The organism is Tengunoibacter tsumagoiensis (assembly GCF_003967535.1).
GTDB classification, from domain to species: Bacteria; Chloroflexota; Ktedonobacteria; order Ktedonobacterales; family Ktedonobacteraceae; genus Tengunoibacter; species Tengunoibacter tsumagoiensis.
This window is the reverse complement of the sequence record NZ_BIFR01000001.1, coordinates 466,312-482,888: the sequence shown is the minus strand read 5'-3', so window position 1 is coordinate 482,888 and position 16,577 is coordinate 466,312. Positions and strand designations below refer to the sequence as shown.

General features: G+C 48.6%; 11 protein-coding genes, 2 tRNA genes and 1 rRNA gene. 9 read left to right on the top strand and 5 right to left on the bottom strand.

Features of this window, described 5'->3' with window-relative positions:
• The first annotated feature begins 89 nt into the window (after positions 1 to 89).
• The gene (locus EL628_RS01955) at positions 90 to 1,025 is read left to right on the top strand and encodes a glycoside hydrolase family 43 protein (RefSeq protein ID WP_218028856.1); all 936 of its coding nucleotides are present in this window, start codon (positions 90 to 92) and stop codon (positions 1,023 to 1,025) included.
• Between the two features lie 268 nt (positions 1,026 to 1,293).
• Positions 1,294 to 4,386, top strand: a complete 3,093-nt coding sequence (locus tag EL628_RS01950) for a hypothetical protein (protein ID WP_126578118.1) — start codon at positions 1,294 to 1,296, stop codon at positions 4,384 to 4,386.
• Positions 4,387 to 4,693: 307 nt separating this feature from the next.
• Here the strand turns inward: EL628_RS01950 and EL628_RS01945 are convergent, their stop codons facing one another.
• Entirely contained in the window at positions 4,694 to 5,644 is a 951-nt protein-coding gene (locus EL628_RS01945) for a metallophosphoesterase family protein (protein ID WP_126578117.1), read from the bottom strand.
• Between the two features lie 275 nt (positions 5,645 to 5,919).
• Here EL628_RS01945 and EL628_RS01940 point away from each other — a divergent pair, with 275 nt between their 5' ends.
• Together EL628_RS01940 and EL628_RS01935 are read left to right on the top strand one after the other, a co-directional pair.
• On the top strand, positions 5,920 to 6,684 hold the full coding sequence (locus tag EL628_RS01940) for an ABC transporter ATP-binding protein (RefSeq protein ID WP_126578116.1): 765 nt from the start codon (positions 5,920 to 5,922) through the stop codon (positions 6,682 to 6,684).
• Between the two features lie 32 nt (positions 6,685 to 6,716).
• Entirely contained in the window at positions 6,717 to 9,047 is a 2,331-nt protein-coding gene (locus EL628_RS01935; RefSeq protein WP_161975207.1) for an ABC transporter permease, read from the top strand.
• A gap of 100 nt (positions 9,048 to 9,147) precedes the next feature.
• Here the strand turns inward: EL628_RS01935 and EL628_RS01930 are convergent, their stop codons facing one another.
• The 3 genes from EL628_RS01930 to EL628_RS01920 form a co-directional block, all read right to left on the bottom strand.
• Entirely contained in the window at positions 9,148 to 9,399 is a 252-nt protein-coding gene (locus EL628_RS01930) for a YtxH domain-containing protein (RefSeq protein ID WP_126578114.1), read from the bottom strand.
• Between the two features lie 112 nt (positions 9,400 to 9,511).
• Positions 9,512 to 9,901 (bottom strand): response regulator, encoded by a 390-nt coding sequence (locus EL628_RS01925; RefSeq protein ID WP_126578113.1) that lies wholly within the window; start codon positions 9,899 to 9,901, stop codon positions 9,512 to 9,514.
• A 423-nt stretch (positions 9,902 to 10,324) separates the two neighbouring features.
• A tRNA-Lys gene (locus EL628_RS01920) sits at positions 10,325 to 10,399 on the bottom strand.
• A 189-nt stretch (positions 10,400 to 10,588) separates the two neighbouring features.
• Here EL628_RS01920 and EL628_RS01915 point away from each other — a divergent pair.
• The 3 genes from EL628_RS01915 to EL628_RS01905 all read left to right on the top strand — a co-directional run bounded on the left by EL628_RS01915 (position 10,589) and on the right by EL628_RS01905 (position 11,551).
• Positions 10,589 to 10,990, top strand: a complete 402-nt coding sequence (locus tag EL628_RS01915) for a PPOX class F420-dependent oxidoreductase (RefSeq protein ID WP_126578112.1) — start codon at positions 10,589 to 10,591, stop codon at positions 10,988 to 10,990.
• A gap of 180 nt (positions 10,991 to 11,170) precedes the next feature.
• Positions 11,171 to 11,287 (top strand): 5S ribosomal RNA (rrf, locus tag EL628_RS01910).
• 191 nt (positions 11,288 to 11,478) lie between these two features.
• A tRNA-Phe gene (locus tag EL628_RS01905) sits at positions 11,479 to 11,551 on the top strand.
• Between the two features lie 217 nt (positions 11,552 to 11,768).
• Here EL628_RS01905 and EL628_RS01900 read toward each other — a convergent pair.
• The gene (locus EL628_RS01900) at positions 11,769 to 13,004 is read right to left on the bottom strand and encodes an AAA family ATPase (protein ID WP_161975206.1); all 1,236 of its coding nucleotides are present in this window, start codon (positions 13,002 to 13,004) and stop codon (positions 11,769 to 11,771) included.
• A gap of 377 nt (positions 13,005 to 13,381) precedes the next feature.
• On the opposite strand from EL628_RS01900, the gene EL628_RS01895 reads away from it, so the two are divergent.
• Complete coding sequence (locus tag EL628_RS01895; protein ID WP_126578110.1) at positions 13,382 to 15,805, top strand: zinc-ribbon domain-containing protein; 2,424 nt, start codon at positions 13,382 to 13,384, stop codon at positions 15,803 to 15,805.
• Complete coding sequence (locus EL628_RS01890) at positions 15,805 to 16,575, top strand: PKD domain-containing protein (protein ID WP_126578109.1); 771 nt, start codon at positions 15,805 to 15,807, stop codon at positions 16,573 to 16,575. The genes EL628_RS01895 and EL628_RS01890 overlap by 1 nt, the downstream gene beginning before the upstream one ends.
• Positions 16,576 to 16,577 lie beyond the last annotated feature (2 nt).

The window sequence follows — 16,577 nt, the reverse complement described above, 5'->3', positions numbered from 1 at the left end:
TTTTGGGCTATTGAAGTGGATGATGCATCATTTTTATTTAGGATCGAGCTCTGGAAGACCAGATGGTTATTCTGAGAAAGAAGGTTATAATGTTTTTTCCTGGAGAGATCTGGCGCGATACTGCGGGCCAGCCCATTCAAGCTCATGGTGGTGGTGTGCTTTATGCGGAGGGGACCTATTACTGGTTTGGTGAGAATAAAGATAAAGATACAATCTATGGACGTGTTGATGTGGTTGGTGTCTCTTGCTACTCTTCGCAAGATCTTTATCACTGGCAGAATGAGGGTGTGGTCTTGCCAGCTGTACTGGATGATCCAAAGCACGATCTCTATCCCCGAAATGTAGCTGAACGGCCTAAAGTCATCTATAATGCACATACGAAGACCTATGTTATGTGGCTGCATGTTGATTCACCTGATTACCTGTATGCGCGCACTGGTATTGCTGTCAGTGAGCGTCCCAATGGTCCCTATCGCTATGTTGGTAGCATTCGGCCAGCGGGAGCCGATAGCCGCGATATGACCCTGTTTCAGGACGATGATGGTTCGGCCTATGTGATCTCTTCTTCTGAGATGAATCGTAATCTAACGATTGCGCGTTTAACCCCCGATTATTTGCAGACGACCGATCAATTTATTAAAGCTCTCGGAAAACCTGATGCGCACCAGGGACGCGAAGCGCCAGCCGTTTTTAAGCATCAGGGCCGCTATTATCTGATCTCATCCGGCTGTACAGGCTGGGACCCCAATATCGCTGAATGGGCGGTTGCTGATACTATGCTGGGGGAATGGAAGACAATGGGAGATCCCTGTACAGGGAAAGATGCTGAGATAACATATCATGCTCAGAGCACCTTTGTACTGCCTGTGACGGGCAGGCCGAATGCCTATATTTTTATGGCAGATCGTTGGAATCGTCACGATCTTCGCGATTCGCGTTATGTCTGGCTTCCTCTTACCTTTGTTGATGGTGCACCACAGATCACCTGGCACGATAGCTGGGATCTTTCAGTTTTTTCACGTTGAGTAGCGTCAGATCCTGCGCCATTTAGCGATATATCACCAATGGTGCAGGATCTGCTTTTACAACAATGCCCTCTGGAAAGCGGCTCAATTCCTCTTTTATCAGCCTGTCTGCCGACATATCTTCATGCTCCCATACAAGAGAGAGCGAATAGGGCATATGACCCATATCGCCAGGTATAGGTATCTATTATACTATCTTTTATAGAAGAGCTAACTATGTATATATCTGTAAATGTATTAGGACGCGTGCAGAAAGCATGGTTTAACTATGGATACATCACCACCACCACTTCGCTGTGATTGTTGCGGTACACCTGTGGATGTTCAGGCTGCTTCAGTCTGCCGCACATGTGGCTATCCCGTTGATAGGGTACAAGAGATTGTTTTTTTACAGCAGCAGGTGCAGAATCTCCAACGAGTTGCAGACCACGGGGGGGCTCAGATTACGATAGCGCAGCTCATTGAACGCTATCGCAGACGTTTACTACAGCTTACACAGGCCTCTGTGGTTGCACAGTCTCCCTCAGAGGAGAAGCCACTGGCTCCAGCGAATGCAGTGTCATCAGAGCAACCGTTGCCTGGAGATTATCCGGCAGCTACACCACCGCCATCTGCAGGATCGCCGCAAAGCTTTCTAACAGAGCAGTCCAATGTAGTCATTGCTTCCCTGGGCGCTTTTTTTATCCTGATTGGCTCCTTAAGTTTTCTTTTTACAACAAAGAATAGTGCTCAGGCCTTTATCGTCCTCCTGATAGTTCATGTCATTTTTGGAGCAATTGGAGTCGTTAGTTATCGTTTTCCACGCTTTCGAACTGTAGGTATCATCTATACAGGAATTTTTGCTTTACAGGTTCCGCTTGTAGGCTACAGTGCCTATCAGCTCGTTGTAGGAGCGGCAGCAACGCTTTCGGCTCCAACACTTGTCATGATCGCGGCCCTTTATGCAACTATCGTCTATGTTGCCCTGGCGCTGTATCAGCGTTTTTCTGTGTTTGGATATCTCGCAGCAGTAGCATTCTTCGTTGCCGATCTGGCGTTTTTGCTAGTAACCAACCTTAATTTCTGGTGGTATGCCATTATACTCTTCGTTCCAGCGTTTGTCTCGCTGGTCGAGATTCCGCGTTTACGCCTGCGACTGGATCTTCAGACGACTCATCCACCGATTCTTAGAGGGGCGCTCTTATTCTTGCGTTATACGAGCTTGATTCTCGCTTGTATCAGTGGATTTCTAACGCTGATCTATGCATTAGGCAATGGATTGGAAGTTACAAGTGGACTTCAACGAGAGATGCGGATCGCCTTTCTCGTCTTCTGCCTTCTCTTGTTTGTCTGGGTGATGGCCTACACATGGCTGGCTCGAGCAAGGGACCTGGCGGGCCTCCTGCCCTGGTTAGCGACGTTAAATGTGCTGGCGGGAGCTTACCTCTATGAGGCATCACGGATTGACTATGTGTTTATCAGTGTAGGCCTTGCGGGCATCTATCATCTAACCAGTGTAGTGCTCCCACGAAGCGGGCGACTGGCTTTTCCAGGTGTGCGGAAGCAACTGGATATTCTCACACTGTCATTGGTTCTACTTATCCCTTGCCTGGTTGATCTATTCTTACCCTTCCAGATTGTACAGCATAGCTATCATTTATCGTTGTTTTTCAACATACAACCAGATTTAAGTTGGGAGACATGGGCAGGAATTGCAAGTATATTGCTTGGTTGCTTAATCAGTATCAGCCTGGTTTTCACGCACACGGGTTTTCAGAAGGTCTTAACGCCAGAGAAGCGGAACTGGCCTTACGTCTTGATTATAAGCGGCCTGTTAGTAACCTTTGTCTATGGGCTGGTACTATTGCTGTGGGGGAAGAATGACTTTGTCTGGTGGTATCTGGCTTTGGCGCTTGTCTGGATTGTCTTTGCCATTGCTATTCGTCGTCTGGTAAACCAACACTGGGCTTATCCATTCGATTGTCTGGCGTTATTGACGACAATTGGAACATTATTATTAGGTTTTGAGCTTTCACCTGATCAAAAATTAATCGTTTTACTGGGTCTGGCGACCATTTATTACGCTGTGTTATTGTATCAACGTCGTGCGCTCTGGCTCTTCTTGCCTGTTGTTCTGGCTATCTGTGCCTTTCCATCTCTCTGGGAGAGACCATATATCCTGGCACTGTTCAGCTTTGTGTTGCCGCTGCTAACGGCTGGAGTACGGAACTGGATGGGGCATAAATCGCGGGAGATCACGCCCTGGGAGGCTCCACTCATGACGATTGCGCTGCTTTATGGGCTCCTTTTTGTGGTGCATGATGGTGGCCTGAACACGAGTAGTCTGCAATCCTGGTTGGGAAGACCTTTTGCATTGCCGTTAGAACTGGCTGGATTGGGCGCTGTGTGGTATCTTGCCGCTGTCTGGGGACGTGTCAGCTGGTGGCAATGGGCAACCATCCTCTATACAGTTCCCGCTCTCCTGTTTCCTCCTCACAACTTCTGGATCTTGATCTGGATTGCGCCAATCCTGGCGCTTCTAGGGTTTGCGGTAAGTAAAGGTTCAGGCCGGCAATGGGCGGCAGCGCCGTATAGTCTTAGTGTGCTGGCTGTGCTGATTGTTGGAACCTATTCCCTGCTCTTTCGTGAATATGATCCAAAGATTACGGCGATCGTTCCATTTGTGCTCTTCGGCTATGTGCTGATCGCTTACAGTTTAATCTTTTTAGAAAAGGTTCCGTTGCTGATCTGGCCAGTGATCGGTCTGACTGCCTGGAGTGTGTTGAGCTTCCCTGAGAGCGAACTCCATTGGGGTAGTGGTGAGATTGCGCTTCTGGCTATGCTGGTTTTCCTCTATGGGCGCTGGCAACATCGGCCTGTGCGGCAGCGAGGTTCACTGTATGGAGTTGGTCTGCTGGTAGCCTTGATAGGAACCTGGGAGCTCTGGGCCTGGCAGCAGTATGATGTGGCACTTCTCGTGCTCTTCCCGGCGAGCTACTTGATTAGTATTGCACCTTTTGTTGATCGTGATAGTGTTCTGAAATCACCAAAAGACTTGAGCAATGCCTGTGCAATTGTTGGAGCTTTACTGCTTTTGCTCCCAACCCTCTGGTCCAGTTTTGGTCCACATGATCTACTCGTGTCATTATTGCTGGTGGGAGAATCATTGCTCCTCTTTATCCTGGGTACCATTTCGCGCATACGTTTCTTCGTGTTGAGTGGGGCTGCAATTGTGATTGTAGGAGCAATCCATCTTCTGTTCCTTCCGTCGCTGGGTATTCCGACCTTTCTCGCTTTTATGCTGGTGGGTGTGCTGCTACTGGTGATGGCGACGCTGTTGCTTCTGATTCGTTCTCGCCTGACTGCTCCAACGGCTTCATAAGCAACGATTGCAAAAGTCAATTCTATAACTGTGCGGCATGGACCTTCGAAGGTCCATGCCGCACAGTTATAGAATTGACCGCTCTCTATTAACAATCTGCGGGCCAGCTTGATAGGAGAAGAGCAGTTCAGTTTGATCGCATAGAGTCAGGGTAGCATTATCTTATGCTACGCACCGATTTGTGGGTGGATGAGTGGATGGAGTACCTGCCAGCCGCGAACCAGCCCTTCATCGAAGCGTTCATTGCAATAGATAGGGTCTTCATATCTACAAGTTCTATAACTCTCTCATAGAAACATCATGCTCCTCAATGCGAGAAAAGTGGAACATGCCAGGTCTTCAACCAGGATCTGCTTTTATGATCGCGCACTCGGATGCTTGCGTAATTGGCATAAGTGCGGATAGAGAAAGTTGGAATAATATCCGGATCGTCATACGAATAGGAAAAACTGGTCAACGCTTTATCGACATGTGGACCTTTATGAGTGCCAGTATACCAGGGTGACATTAAATTCACAAAGGACACAAAGTGGTCCCCATCTCGTTCGCTGACCACGAGCCTGGGAGCCTCCCAGCCAGAATGAGTATGGCCACTGAAGAAGAGGCTTGCATTGCGATGTCGGCTCAGGATATTGCGAATCTCCTGTGAATTTTCGGGTGAGAAAAAAGACTGGAGGGAATTATAATCGCGACCCAGAGCGGGATTACGATCTAGCACAGTATTACGAAGTGGGCAATGCAGAAAGATCAACGCAGGCAGGTTGGGATGAGCAGCCAGACTTTCCTCGAGAAAAGCCTGCGTCTCTTGCGAGATAAAGACCTTCGTTGGATCGGCCAGTGTCAGAGGATCGGGATAGTCCAGCATAATAAAGAGAAGACCTTCAGCCTGCCAGGTATAGCGTGGCGGTTTATCCCAGGCCGCAGTGAAATAGCGCCTGGTTGAGCGTGGATCAATCTCGGGTTCATGATACTCATGATTCCCGATGCCAGGATAAAACGGAATCTGGCCCAGATATGTTTGTAACGTCGACTTCGCAAGATCGTAGTTTTCCTGGGCGCACGTCTCAATAATATCGCCAGGCGAGACACAGAAGGCAGGAGCACCCTCAGCCTGCCAGAGCGCCTGTAAATCTTCAAACATCAAAGCATACCGCTGAGCTTGAAATTCTCGCCAGGGGGCCAGGGCCCGAAAATGTAGATCTCCAAGGGCCCAGAAATGAAGCTGTTCACTGTTCTGATCAGTTGTATGTGCTTGCATAGTTCTTTGTGACTCTTCCTTGTAGCTAGACACTTTTCCATTATCTATTGTACCTCATCATTGTTAGATATGGATAAATCAAAAAAATCTCAAAGCAGAAATTGTGACAGAAGTATGACGAAATTGTCATTCTCTCCCCAAAACTTTTCTGGCCTATTGAAACAGATCTGTCTTAATTTGGGCACACTTTCCGGGCATAATGATCTCTGTAAGCAATTGACAATGTGAGCAGACACCATTGTATAGATTATGTATGCACTGAAAGGATCAATTTCATGAATAAATCATCAGAAAGCTTGCAAATATCAGAGGCCCAGAAAGGCGAGGCGCTGATTCAGATCGAGCATCTTTCGCGCGTTATTGAGACCCGTACAAGCAAAATTACCGTTCTTAATGACATTTCCTTTACCGTCTACCAACAGAGCCTGTTTGCAATTAACGGCCCTTCAGGGAGTGGAAAATCCACCATCCTCAATCTATTGACTGGCATTGACCGAGCGAGCAGTGGACGGATTATCTTCGCTGGGCAGGAGCTGCGCAAGATGAGTGAAGACGCGCTGGCGCGCTGGCGTGGCAAGCATGTTGGCATTGTCTTTCAATTTTTCCAGCTCATTCCTACTTTGACTGCGCTTGAGAATGTACTACTTGCCTTAGAGCTGGGAGGAGGAGCTGGTTTACGGCGTCGGGAGTGGCGTGCACGAGCGCAGGAATGCCTGGAGATTGCTCTTGTAGAGGATTGTGCTCAACGCCTTCCTGGCGAAATGTCTGGTGGTCAGCAGCAGCGTGTTGCGATTGCACGAGCGCTAGTGAACGATCCGCCTGTCATTATTGCAGACGAGCCAACAGGTAATCTCGATTCACACACCGCGCAACAGGTCTTTGCCACATTGGCGAGTCTGACCCGGCGAGGCAAGACCGTGATCTATGTCACCCATGATCTGCAACTGGCCGCTCAGGCCACCGCTCGTATTGATCTGCTGGATGGTCAGATCGTGGGAAGTCATAATGCACGCGCTACAGTTACAGGCGCATTAAAGTAACGTCTACAGGCAAGAAGGAGAGCATGAAAGCTATGCATGCAACCACACGTAAAGCACTGACAGATGTGACCCGGCGCAAAGGCCGGAGCCTGCTTGTTATCCTGGGCATTCTCATTGGCGTGCTTGGTCTGACTGCCGTAAACGTTGCCAGTACTGTCTTAGGAGCCGCCTTTAGCTATAGCAACGATCAGAGCAAGTCCCCTGATATCCAGTTGTTTGTACAGAGTATTGATCAGAAGCAGGCGGATAGTATTGCGCAGATGGAGAACGTCGATCAAGTTCAGCTAGCGACCATCTATCAGACGCGCTGGCAGATTCATAGTGCGTCCGGACATACCCAGATGCAGATCATCGCCTACCCATCATTGGAGCAGATGCGCTTCAACCCTTTTCAGTTAACAAGCGGCCATCTACCTGGTCCAGGAGAGATTGTGCTGGAGTCTGGCGATAATAGTATTCAGGCGACGCGATTGGGTGAGACCATCACAGTGACGACTCCCAATGGAGTAGCTCATCTGCGCGTCAGTGGATTTGTGCGTACGCCGGGAACATTGAGCGTTAGCCTGGGAGGGCGTGTTGGAGCTTATATGACCAGTGCGGCATTGCAAGAGTTAAGTGGGCTCTCGGCAGCGAACGTCGTACAGGTTAAAGTACATCATGTGCAACAGCGTGACGAGACGGCCAGGCAGATTCAGGCAACGCTGCGGGCTCAGCATAGCATCATCTTTGCCGTCTCTATTGGTCAGAGTACCCAATCGCAGAGCATTATCACTGGATTATTGAGCATTATGGCTACGATCGCCATAGTCGCCATCGTTCTTACCAGCTTCTTGATTATCAACACTGTTTCCATGTTAATTGCAGAGCAGACGCGAATCATTGGCTCGATGAAAGCTGTTGGTGGAACAAGTGGAAAGATCATGCGAGGCTATCTACTCTCAGTGAGCATCTATGGAGGAGTTGGCACTGTCCTGGGGATTGGACTGGGGCTTCTGCTGGGCTATCTTTTAGCGAACTATATGGCAACCATCATACTGCTCGATCTGGGTCCATTCCAGTTTCCTGCAACCGCCATCATCATTAGCCTGCTCGTTGGAATGGGTGTCCCCTGGTTAGCGGCTATCCTACCGCTCTGGACGGGGACACGAATTACTGTTCGTCAGGCAATCTCTACCTATGGAGTCAGCTCAGCCTCCAGACCCAGCTGGTCGGGTCAGCACATGACCTGGGTGCCACAGACCACCTGGCTGGGTATACGTGGACTGGTACGAAAGCCCGGGCGTCTGCTTTTAACACTCCTGGCCCTGACACTCTCAGGAGCAATGTTCCTGGCCGTACAGACCACTACGACCTCGATTGATGGGACTATGCAAGAAGTCTTTGGGACATATGATGGCGACATCTTCTTAAACGTCCAGACGACCTCTTATGCGAAATTGTTGCCTCTTTTACAGAGTGAAAGCAATATCCAGCGTATTGAGCGAACCAACGGCGACCTCATTAGAGTGTCAGGTGGACAGGCCAATCTCGTTGGATTACAGGCGGACACTCAGATCTATCATGTTAAGTTGCTAGAAGGTCGCTGGCTCAGTCAAAGCGATAAGCAAGCTCTGGTCATCACAGACAATTTTGCGCAAAAAGCACATGTGAAGGTTGGTGATATGCTTGCCATCTCGGATGGTGTAAACCAGGCCAAGTGGCGAATTGTTGGCGAAGTACATGACATCAACCAGGGATTGGGTATGTTAGGAACCGTCTTTACGCGAGTAGAGGATGTCAACGCCTTGCGTGGGCTTCCCACAGATCTTACCACTGGTGTTATGATTCGCACCCAGGATCGCTCTGAAGTAGCCGTGAACCGCCTTGCCGGTCATATTGATGAGCATTTAGGGAATGCAGGCCTGGCTCCAAATATTCTCACGCAGCAGCAGAATATCCGTATGGATCAGGCACAGTTTCAGATCATTTATGGTCTCTTCTATGCAGTAGCGGTTATTGTTGCCCTTGTTGGTATTCTAGGGCTCTTCAACACATTATCAACCTCAGTATTAGAGCGTCGACGAGAGATTGGCATACTGCGCTCGATGGGGGCTACAAGCTGGCATGTAGGTGGGATCTTCTGGCTTGAGGCCCTGACATTAGCACTGATCTCCTGGGGAATCGGAGTGATCATTGGTGTTCCCTGCGCCTATGGTTTTGTCACCTTCATCAGCGGGGTCCTCATTCCAATTGGCTTCACCTTTCAGCCGTTTAGCTTTCTGGTCATGTTGATTGTTATTCTGATCATTGCCACCCTGGCAAGTTTTACGCCTGTCATGCATGCATCAAGAATGAAGATTGTTGAGACGCTGCGCTACGAATAGCAGCGATGGAAGAGAATAAGCTCCCCGTAACCGCAGCCATATAGCACGGCTGTAGTTGGAGGGGAGCTTACAGAATGAGAGCTCGTAAGAACGCTTACAATTAGAGCTCGCCAGATTTCACACGATTATAGCGATCATTTAATTCAGTCTTGGTGCGGGAATAGAGATCGCGACCCTGAACCAGAGCCTCCTGAGCGCGAGCACGAACCTCATCATTGAGCTGCCCGGTGCGGAGTTGAATGCCCTGTTCAGCCAGCTGAGCACGTGTTGCTTCACCGGATTGAGGAGCAAAAATGATACCTACCAGCACGCCAAGTCCCAGACCAAAAAGTAATCCAGTTATAAACTTCATCGTACGATTCCTTTCTCATCTAACATGTTTTCTTCAGTATAATTGATAGTTGAAAGACCCTACAACAGAAATGACCGGAAGGTCCTCCGGTCATAAAAAAACTGGCTTCCTATCATGAATGATCGAGCAGAGACTCCACCTTATCCAGGAGAGCATTGAGCTCGAACGGCTTCCGTAAGAGATGGACATTCGTATAGAATTGTGGACTGCCCTCAATGGAACGGGTAACCTCTTCAGCCTCCAGCACAGCCGCAGTATACACGATCACGGGGATCTCTGCGGTAGCCGCATCGGATTTCAGCTGTTTAAGGACATCCTGACCCGACATATCGCCAAGCTTCAGATCGAGGATCAGCAGATCGGGAAGCATGCTCTTCGCTTTGGTAAAAGCCTCGCGTCCCTCCTGCAAGATCGAGACCTGATACTGCTCATCTTCCAGAACACGGCGCATCAGGTGCAGCAGTTCATTTCTATCATCGACAACAAGTATACGTTTTGTCACAACAATTCAGTACCAGAACCCGCACAATCAGGTTCAGAGGTACCGCCTCCTGTTCCCGCTGTCGTCTCCCTCTACATCCTCAAAAGATGCGCCTATGAACGAACAGCGTCTCTTCTTGAGTACCGCCAGTAGTGTATCACGTTACAGGGTCTGAAACAAGACATGCCAGCCAGCCAGTAGTCTACCACTGTTCCAGCATGCAAGCAAACCTTGTTTCTAGTAATAGCACGCTTCAAGGCAGTGCTTGGATACATTTTTGGCCCGATTAGATTAAGGACATTCTTTGTTTAAGTTCTTACGTTGTCTGGTGTCAGATAAAAAAAAAAGAGCACATGCTCAGAAAATAGTGGGACTGCATCGTTTTGTCGTGTCTCAGAGAGACGAAGCAAGAGTGAAGATAGTTGTCAGACAACTAGAGGAGAGTGGTGAGCGTGGTGGGGATCGAACCCACGGCAACCCGATTAAAAGTCGGATACTCTACCACTGAGTTACACGCTCGTCTCAATTGACCTTTGTTATTGTAAGGGATTTTTGGCAATTATGCAATAGGTTTAGAGAGCAAAATTTAACCGTGGCGGTCAAATTGGTTAAATTGGCCTCTTGCCGAGGATTTTTCTGCGTCATATACTTACATGGATGCATTTATTTTTGCGATTTTTAGAGATGTTTTAGGAGCAAAAGAACATTATGGCAAGCGAAGAAGTTAGTACGAAAAGTCCATTTGAGTCACTGAAGTCTGAGAAATTTATTCAGTTGACGACCTTCCGTAAGAGTGGTGTTGGTGTTGGGACGCCCGTCTGGTTTGCCTTTGATCCTCAGAATGATCAGAGATTATATGTGAATACTCCCACCACATCTGGGAAGATTAAACGTCTGAAGAATAACGATCGGGTGTTATTGGCTGCCTGCACTCAACGTGGACAGGTCCATGGTCCCGAGATTGAGGCTCGCTGCCACGTTGTCCCCGAGAGCGAGCATGTTCAGGTCAACAAGATCATGGCCAAACAATTTGGCTTTCTGTATTTTGTGTTTGGTATTATTGGGAAGATCAGCCGCTCACAGAGAACTTTTCTCGTCATTGAAGCCTAGCCTGATAAACCAGATCAGAGTCGTTCTCCACTGCAAATAGAGCGGTATCAGGTCCTTGCTTTATGCTGGAACTGGCTCTCTTTTCAGTGGAGAAAAAATGGTGCGAAAAAAAGCTTGACTTTATCGCGCCAAAATGTTATTATGTATAAGTCAAACGAAACCACCTGTATGTGCAGGTGAACCGGTGATCATAGCCAGGAAGGTACACCCGTTCCCATCCCGAACACGGTAGTTAAGCTTCTGAGCCCTGATGATACTATGCGGGCAACTGCATGGGAAAATAAGACATCGCCGTTTCACCCGCCCATGATGGGTGGTTTTTTTATATGCCTTTTCAACGCGTGGTAAGGGATGAGTCTCTCTGGCCAACCAGTCTGAAGGGGCCTGGGATCAGAGTAGGAAGCCTGTGCAAATTTTTTCCTCAGCCAGAAAAAATTGTTGCAAAAGGTATTGACGGAAGCGAAAGAACCTGATATAGTAATGTCCATGCCGAGATAGCTCAGTCGGTAGAGCATAGCACTGAAAATGCTAGTGTCGTCGGTTCGATTCCGTCTCTCGGCACTTTCTTTAAAACACAACCCACTCGAAAGCAGGTTTAAAGCCGCTTTGAGTGGGTTGTGTTTTTGTGTTAACTGTGCATTTGTAGCAACGCTGTAGCACCGTCTCTTAGTATCAAATAAAAGAAGCCCCCATCAACCTGCTTCCAGAGCAAGTTGATGGAGGCTTCTTTTATTTGGATCTACTTATGTTTTATGGGCTGCTTTATTGAAGAGCTGCTTCAGGAAATTTTTGGCTGAGATCCCTGTACAAATGGGCTTACCTGTGAATCGAGCAGGCTCCAGCTTGCATTTTGCGCATGAAATTGAAGCCCTATGGCCCACTCGCCACTGCTTCGGTTGCTGATATGGAGATCAACCGGCCCTTGTTTTTGTTCACCCTGAAGGTGCAGGCAGCTCTCTAAAAGGTTTAGTGGTTCCAGGATAGCTAAAAGCTCTTCCAATGGATCTTGATAGCCCTGTTTGCGCAGATGCTGAACTAGCAAGATCGAGAGATGATGCTGTTCGGCCAGCATTTTTAGAGGCGTAAGGGCACTATAATCTCTGGCTTTACCAGACTCACGATGATGCTCTCTCCCATGCTCTCTACTGTGTGAGCGATTAGTGGTAGGGACTCCAACCTTTGCAAGTGGATCGATCACGATGAGGCGCGTCTGCGGATGAGCATTTAGCCATTCTTCAAGGTCGGCCAATCCTCCCTGAGCAAGCGGAGCCCAGGTACTGGCCCAGGTGAAGTTAGAGGGAGCTGGAGCTCCTTGTAGAAGTCGTGCACTTCGTTCATAAATGCAGCGCATACTATCTTCCAACCCTAAAAAAAGGACCCCACCTGCACGTGTATGTAATGTGTCCAGTGCCAGCTTTCCGCCAGCAATGGCAAGCGCAAATTCCAGAGCAAGCTGTGATTTTCCCATTCGTTCACGGCCAGTAAGAAGCGTCATCCCTTCTGGCAGGAGTCCCGAGATAATCCAGGCAGGTTCCGGAAGCTGCATAGCCAGGAGCGTATCAAGCTGTAAAAGCGGAGCCGGTGGATCGACATGATCGGTTGGTTTGGATGCAGGCCAGCAGCGTGTATTGCTGGCTATCTGGAGTACTTCATCCATAGAGAGTGGAGGTCGGCATTGTAAGAGATTAAACGCGTTGAGCGCAATGCTTAATACTTCATCGCTGGCCCCTGCCTGAAGCAGCACATCAGCGATATGAATCAGTGAAGTGTTGCGGCGTCCCTGTGGAATGAGGAGTGATTCAGGGACCTGACCAAGAAATTGCTTTAAGAGAACGGTCGGCGTGCCATCCTCTTCAATAGCCTGAATGAGAGCTTGTGCCAGTAGATGAAGAGCCGTCTCCAGGGGTTCCGCTTCTTGGATTCTGGCGACATGCTTAAAATTTGGCGAGGTTAAAGCCTGGCGGGCAGAAGGATGTGAGGAGTCTTGTGGATAGAGGGGCCTGGTGTTTTTCATGCTTCTTCTCTTTTCAAAAGGACTGGAGAGAACATTACGAAAGAAAACACTACCACATTCGAGAGGCCGGTATAAAAAACAGCTATACCTGAATTCAGTATACATAGTCGCACCAAATGCAGGGGCATTCTTTTCTTAGCCCTGCTTTGCATATTGCTTAAGCAGATACAAAAGTGAGGAATATCACTACAGATTTATGAGAAAGGAACTTTCTTGATAGCTTAAAGCATGTGATTATTGACTGGTTCGGTTATTGTCACTGTAGTGTTTTTTAGGTATAATACTATTGTTTTTATCTTAATCGTTTGAGCATGCATTTTTAATGCACATACATTTTCACTCTCTTACTGATATTAGCCAGAAGGTAGGTAATCCATATGACATGTTCATCTTGTGGAAAGCCCATTCCTGCGGATGCAATCTTCTGCAATTATTGCGGGCATAAGATTGAGTCTTCAACTGATGCGACAGTAGTGAACAATCAATCTTCTGATCCACATCAGGCTGGAGTTGATGAGACCGTGATCAATGCTCCAGCCTCTCAAATAGGACAATCACAGCAGTCAGAACCATCTTACCAGGCTGTGCCCGGTCCCTATCCATCTTCATCGTTGCCAGCTACTGGTCCACAGCCATCAACGCCTTATGCTGCCCAGACGGGGCCCTATCCACCTGTTCAGCCAGTAGCTGGAGCAAGCGCTTACCCATCTCCTTCTCTCTCGCAACCGACTGGGCAGCAGCCATATTATCCTAATCCTGTGCCTTACCCTGCATCAGTGGGGACGTATCCACCAGTTCCAACAACACCCAGACCAGTTATTCTCCCTGCCCAACCAAATCTGGTGCAGAAAGTCTTGATTCGTCTCTTTCAACCAGCATTAGGAAGTAATCTCTGGCTTGGAATCGTCCTGGGCGGCATCGTTGCGGCCTTATTGGGGGTTATTACCTTCTCTATTTTCGAGCCTGTGCTGGCGAGTATTCTGCATAACCTCGTTGCAGCAAAGACTGATAACAAGTATGTAGACGAGACTGTGAATTTTCTCCTCGGACAAAATCTGTCGATTACTCCTGTACAAAACCCTTTTCGCGATATCCTGCAACTGTTCCTGTCAGCGCATGGCATTGGGCAGCATCTCCAGGCTACTTATAGCTCGACTACAGCCAATGGTGATAATACAGCATCAATAACTGAGAATTTTGCCTTTCCTTTGCATGGTCTGCTCTTTTTGCCAGCCATTTTTCTCATTATTGGTGGCTATATTGCAGCCAGTAGCGATTTTCAGAATCGCCCACGCCAGAGTCTATTGCGTGGTGCAGTGATTGCTCTGCCCTACACCTTTATCCTGTTCCTTTTATCAACACAGGTCAATGGTAACTTTAACAATATTGTGGCAAATACCACAACGCAGGATGTAAACTACACCCTTTCGGTCGATGTGCCCTCTCTCCTGGCCGCTGGTCTGTTCTGGGGAGCGCTCTTTGGCCTGCTTGGAGCCTCGTTAAAACTGGCTCAAGGCAATTGGCGATCGTTGATCCATACATTTTTACATACAAATACTCGACCACAGATGGCGGGGGCTGTAACTGGAAGCCTTGTGGCACTGGGCCTGGGTTTCGGACTCGCTTTGCTCACAGTTTATAGCTTACTTGCCTTCAGTGGTTTTTCAATCCCTTTCTTACAGACGAATCTCTGTGAAAGTACCGATTGGTATAGTATCAGCCTGTTTGGATTGGGCCAGGTACCTATTCATGCTGCAATGCTTCTGGCCTTCTCGCTGGGTGCGCCGATTGATATTACCAACTCTGGGGTTCAGTTAAGTGCTTATAGTTATAATAGTTGTTTTTATACTGCTCGAGGCCAGACCAGCGCCAGCATTAGCCTGATTGGTGGTCATATCCAACCATGGATGTATCTCCTCTTACTTATTCCGGTCATCAGTCTGTTTCTGGGTGGTCGCGTGAGTGCTGCACTTGGTCGCGTTCAGGGAACTGGTCCAGCTGCTATTCAGGGAGCGTTGATTGCTCTGCCCTTTACAGTTTTGATGATGATTCTGGTTGGGATCAGCACCATTACACATAATCAAGTCGCTGTCTTTGGTTCACAGACGCATCAGGTTACGTCTTCCATTGGTGTTGGTGTGCTGAATGTGCTGCTCTGGGCTCTGATTACCTCAGCTCTCATCGGAGCGTTGGGAGGGATGTATCAGATAAGCCAGTTGCGCCCAGGTCTGACGAGCGTTCGCCAGGCACTGGTGACCCCACTGCTGGTGATTGCAATTCCCAGTTTCTTTTTGCTCGATCGTCTGACGGGACAGCCACGTCGAACGCGACAAAGCGGTGCGCGTGCGCTCTTCTATGGAGCTATCATTTTTCTCATTCTACTGACAATCATCTCAATTCTTACTGGTGTTCAGCTAATCAGCCTTAATCATGTGATTACGCTCGATCTTAATCAGCGCATTCGAGATATTGTTGCAACGTTGTTGATTGCTATCCCTGGCTTATTCCTGCTGGCCAGCGGTGCCAGTGCTCTGGCCACTACACCAGAGGGTGTAGTGTTAGCCACACCGCAGCCGGTCTTTCCCTATCCCACTCCTTCAGGTTATCCACCAGTAGGATCACAGCCGAATTATCCACCAGTAGGATCACAGCCGAATTATCCACCGGTGGGGTCGCAGCCAAATTATCCACCAGTAGGATCACAGCCGAATTATCCACCGGTAGGGTCGCAGCCGAATTATCCACCAATAGGCTCACAGCCCGAAGCCCCTCAGACACCATCAGAAGGAGGTTTAGTATAATGTCGGTACCTATTGCGCCTCTTGAACCGGCCACATCATCCAGTGTGGCCACACTTTGGAACAAACGACTGGCCTGGATCGTCCTGCTTCTGGTTATTGTTGCGCTCATTGCAGGCAATCTTTACTGGCTCCAATGGGCTGGACAGACTGGTATTACCCTGGGCTATCCTAAACCGACCGTGAAGATTGCGTCGTTGGCCAGCAGTACTCTGACCCTTTATAAGGCAACGACTTTTAAAGCTCAGGGCAATGGTCGAGATCTGAAGTATACCTGGAATTTTGGCGATACTTCGAGCTCAGGAGGCTTCGGCGGCGGACCGGGCTCGAGCACGCCAAGCAATCAGCCAGTGAATGGCGGTTATCATGGACAGGAGATCTCCTATCAGTATCAGACAAATGGTAATCATATCATTAGCGTTACCGTCATAGATCCTTTGGGTCAAACGAGCAATGATGCAATCAGCGTCCAGGTTTTGCCGCCGCCTCCAACGGCTTCGTTCACCGCGCAGACGTCAACAAGCTACTGGTTCTACGATCAGGTCAGTTTTGATGCTTCATTAAGTGCGGCTGATCCCAGCACTCATATCGCCAGCTATACCTGGGATTTTGGCGATAATTCTAGACCTGAAACCGATACTTATTCTTCCTCAACGTATCATTATTACCAGCAAGATGGCACCTACACAGTGACACTCACCGTGACTGATGAATTGGGTCAGAGCGCGACCTATTCAAATAAAGTGACGGTTGCTAAGCCTGCCAGTAATTAGTG

Coding starts and splice junctions, on each gene's coding strand:
- EL628_RS01895 (WP_126578110.1), top strand. CDS start 13,382: ATGACATGTTCATCTTGTGGAAAGCCCATTCCTGCGGATGCAATCTTC.
- EL628_RS01900 (WP_161975206.1), bottom strand. CDS start 13,004: ATGAAAAACACCAGGCCCCTCTATCCACAAGACTCCTCACATCCTTCT.
- EL628_RS01945 (WP_126578117.1), bottom strand. CDS start 5,644: ATGCAAGCACATACAACTGATCAGAACAGTGAACAGCTTCATTTCTGG.
- EL628_RS01940 (WP_126578116.1), top strand. CDS start 5,920: ATGAATAAATCATCAGAAAGCTTGCAAATATCAGAGGCCCAGAAAGGC.
- EL628_RS01935 (WP_161975207.1), top strand. CDS start 6,717: ATGCATGCAACCACACGTAAAGCACTGACAGATGTGACCCGGCGCAAA.
- EL628_RS01955 (WP_218028856.1), top strand. CDS start 90: ATGTTTTTTCCTGGAGAGATCTGGCGCGATACTGCGGGCCAGCCCATT.
- EL628_RS01890 (WP_126578109.1), top strand. CDS start 15,805: ATGTCGGTACCTATTGCGCCTCTTGAACCGGCCACATCATCCAGTGTG.
- EL628_RS01930 (WP_126578114.1), bottom strand. CDS start 9,399: ATGAAGTTTATAACTGGATTACTTTTTGGTCTGGGACTTGGCGTGCTG.
- EL628_RS01950 (WP_126578118.1), top strand. CDS start 1,294: ATGGATACATCACCACCACCACTTCGCTGTGATTGTTGCGGTACACCT.
- EL628_RS01915 (WP_126578112.1), top strand. CDS start 10,589: ATGGCAAGCGAAGAAGTTAGTACGAAAAGTCCATTTGAGTCACTGAAG.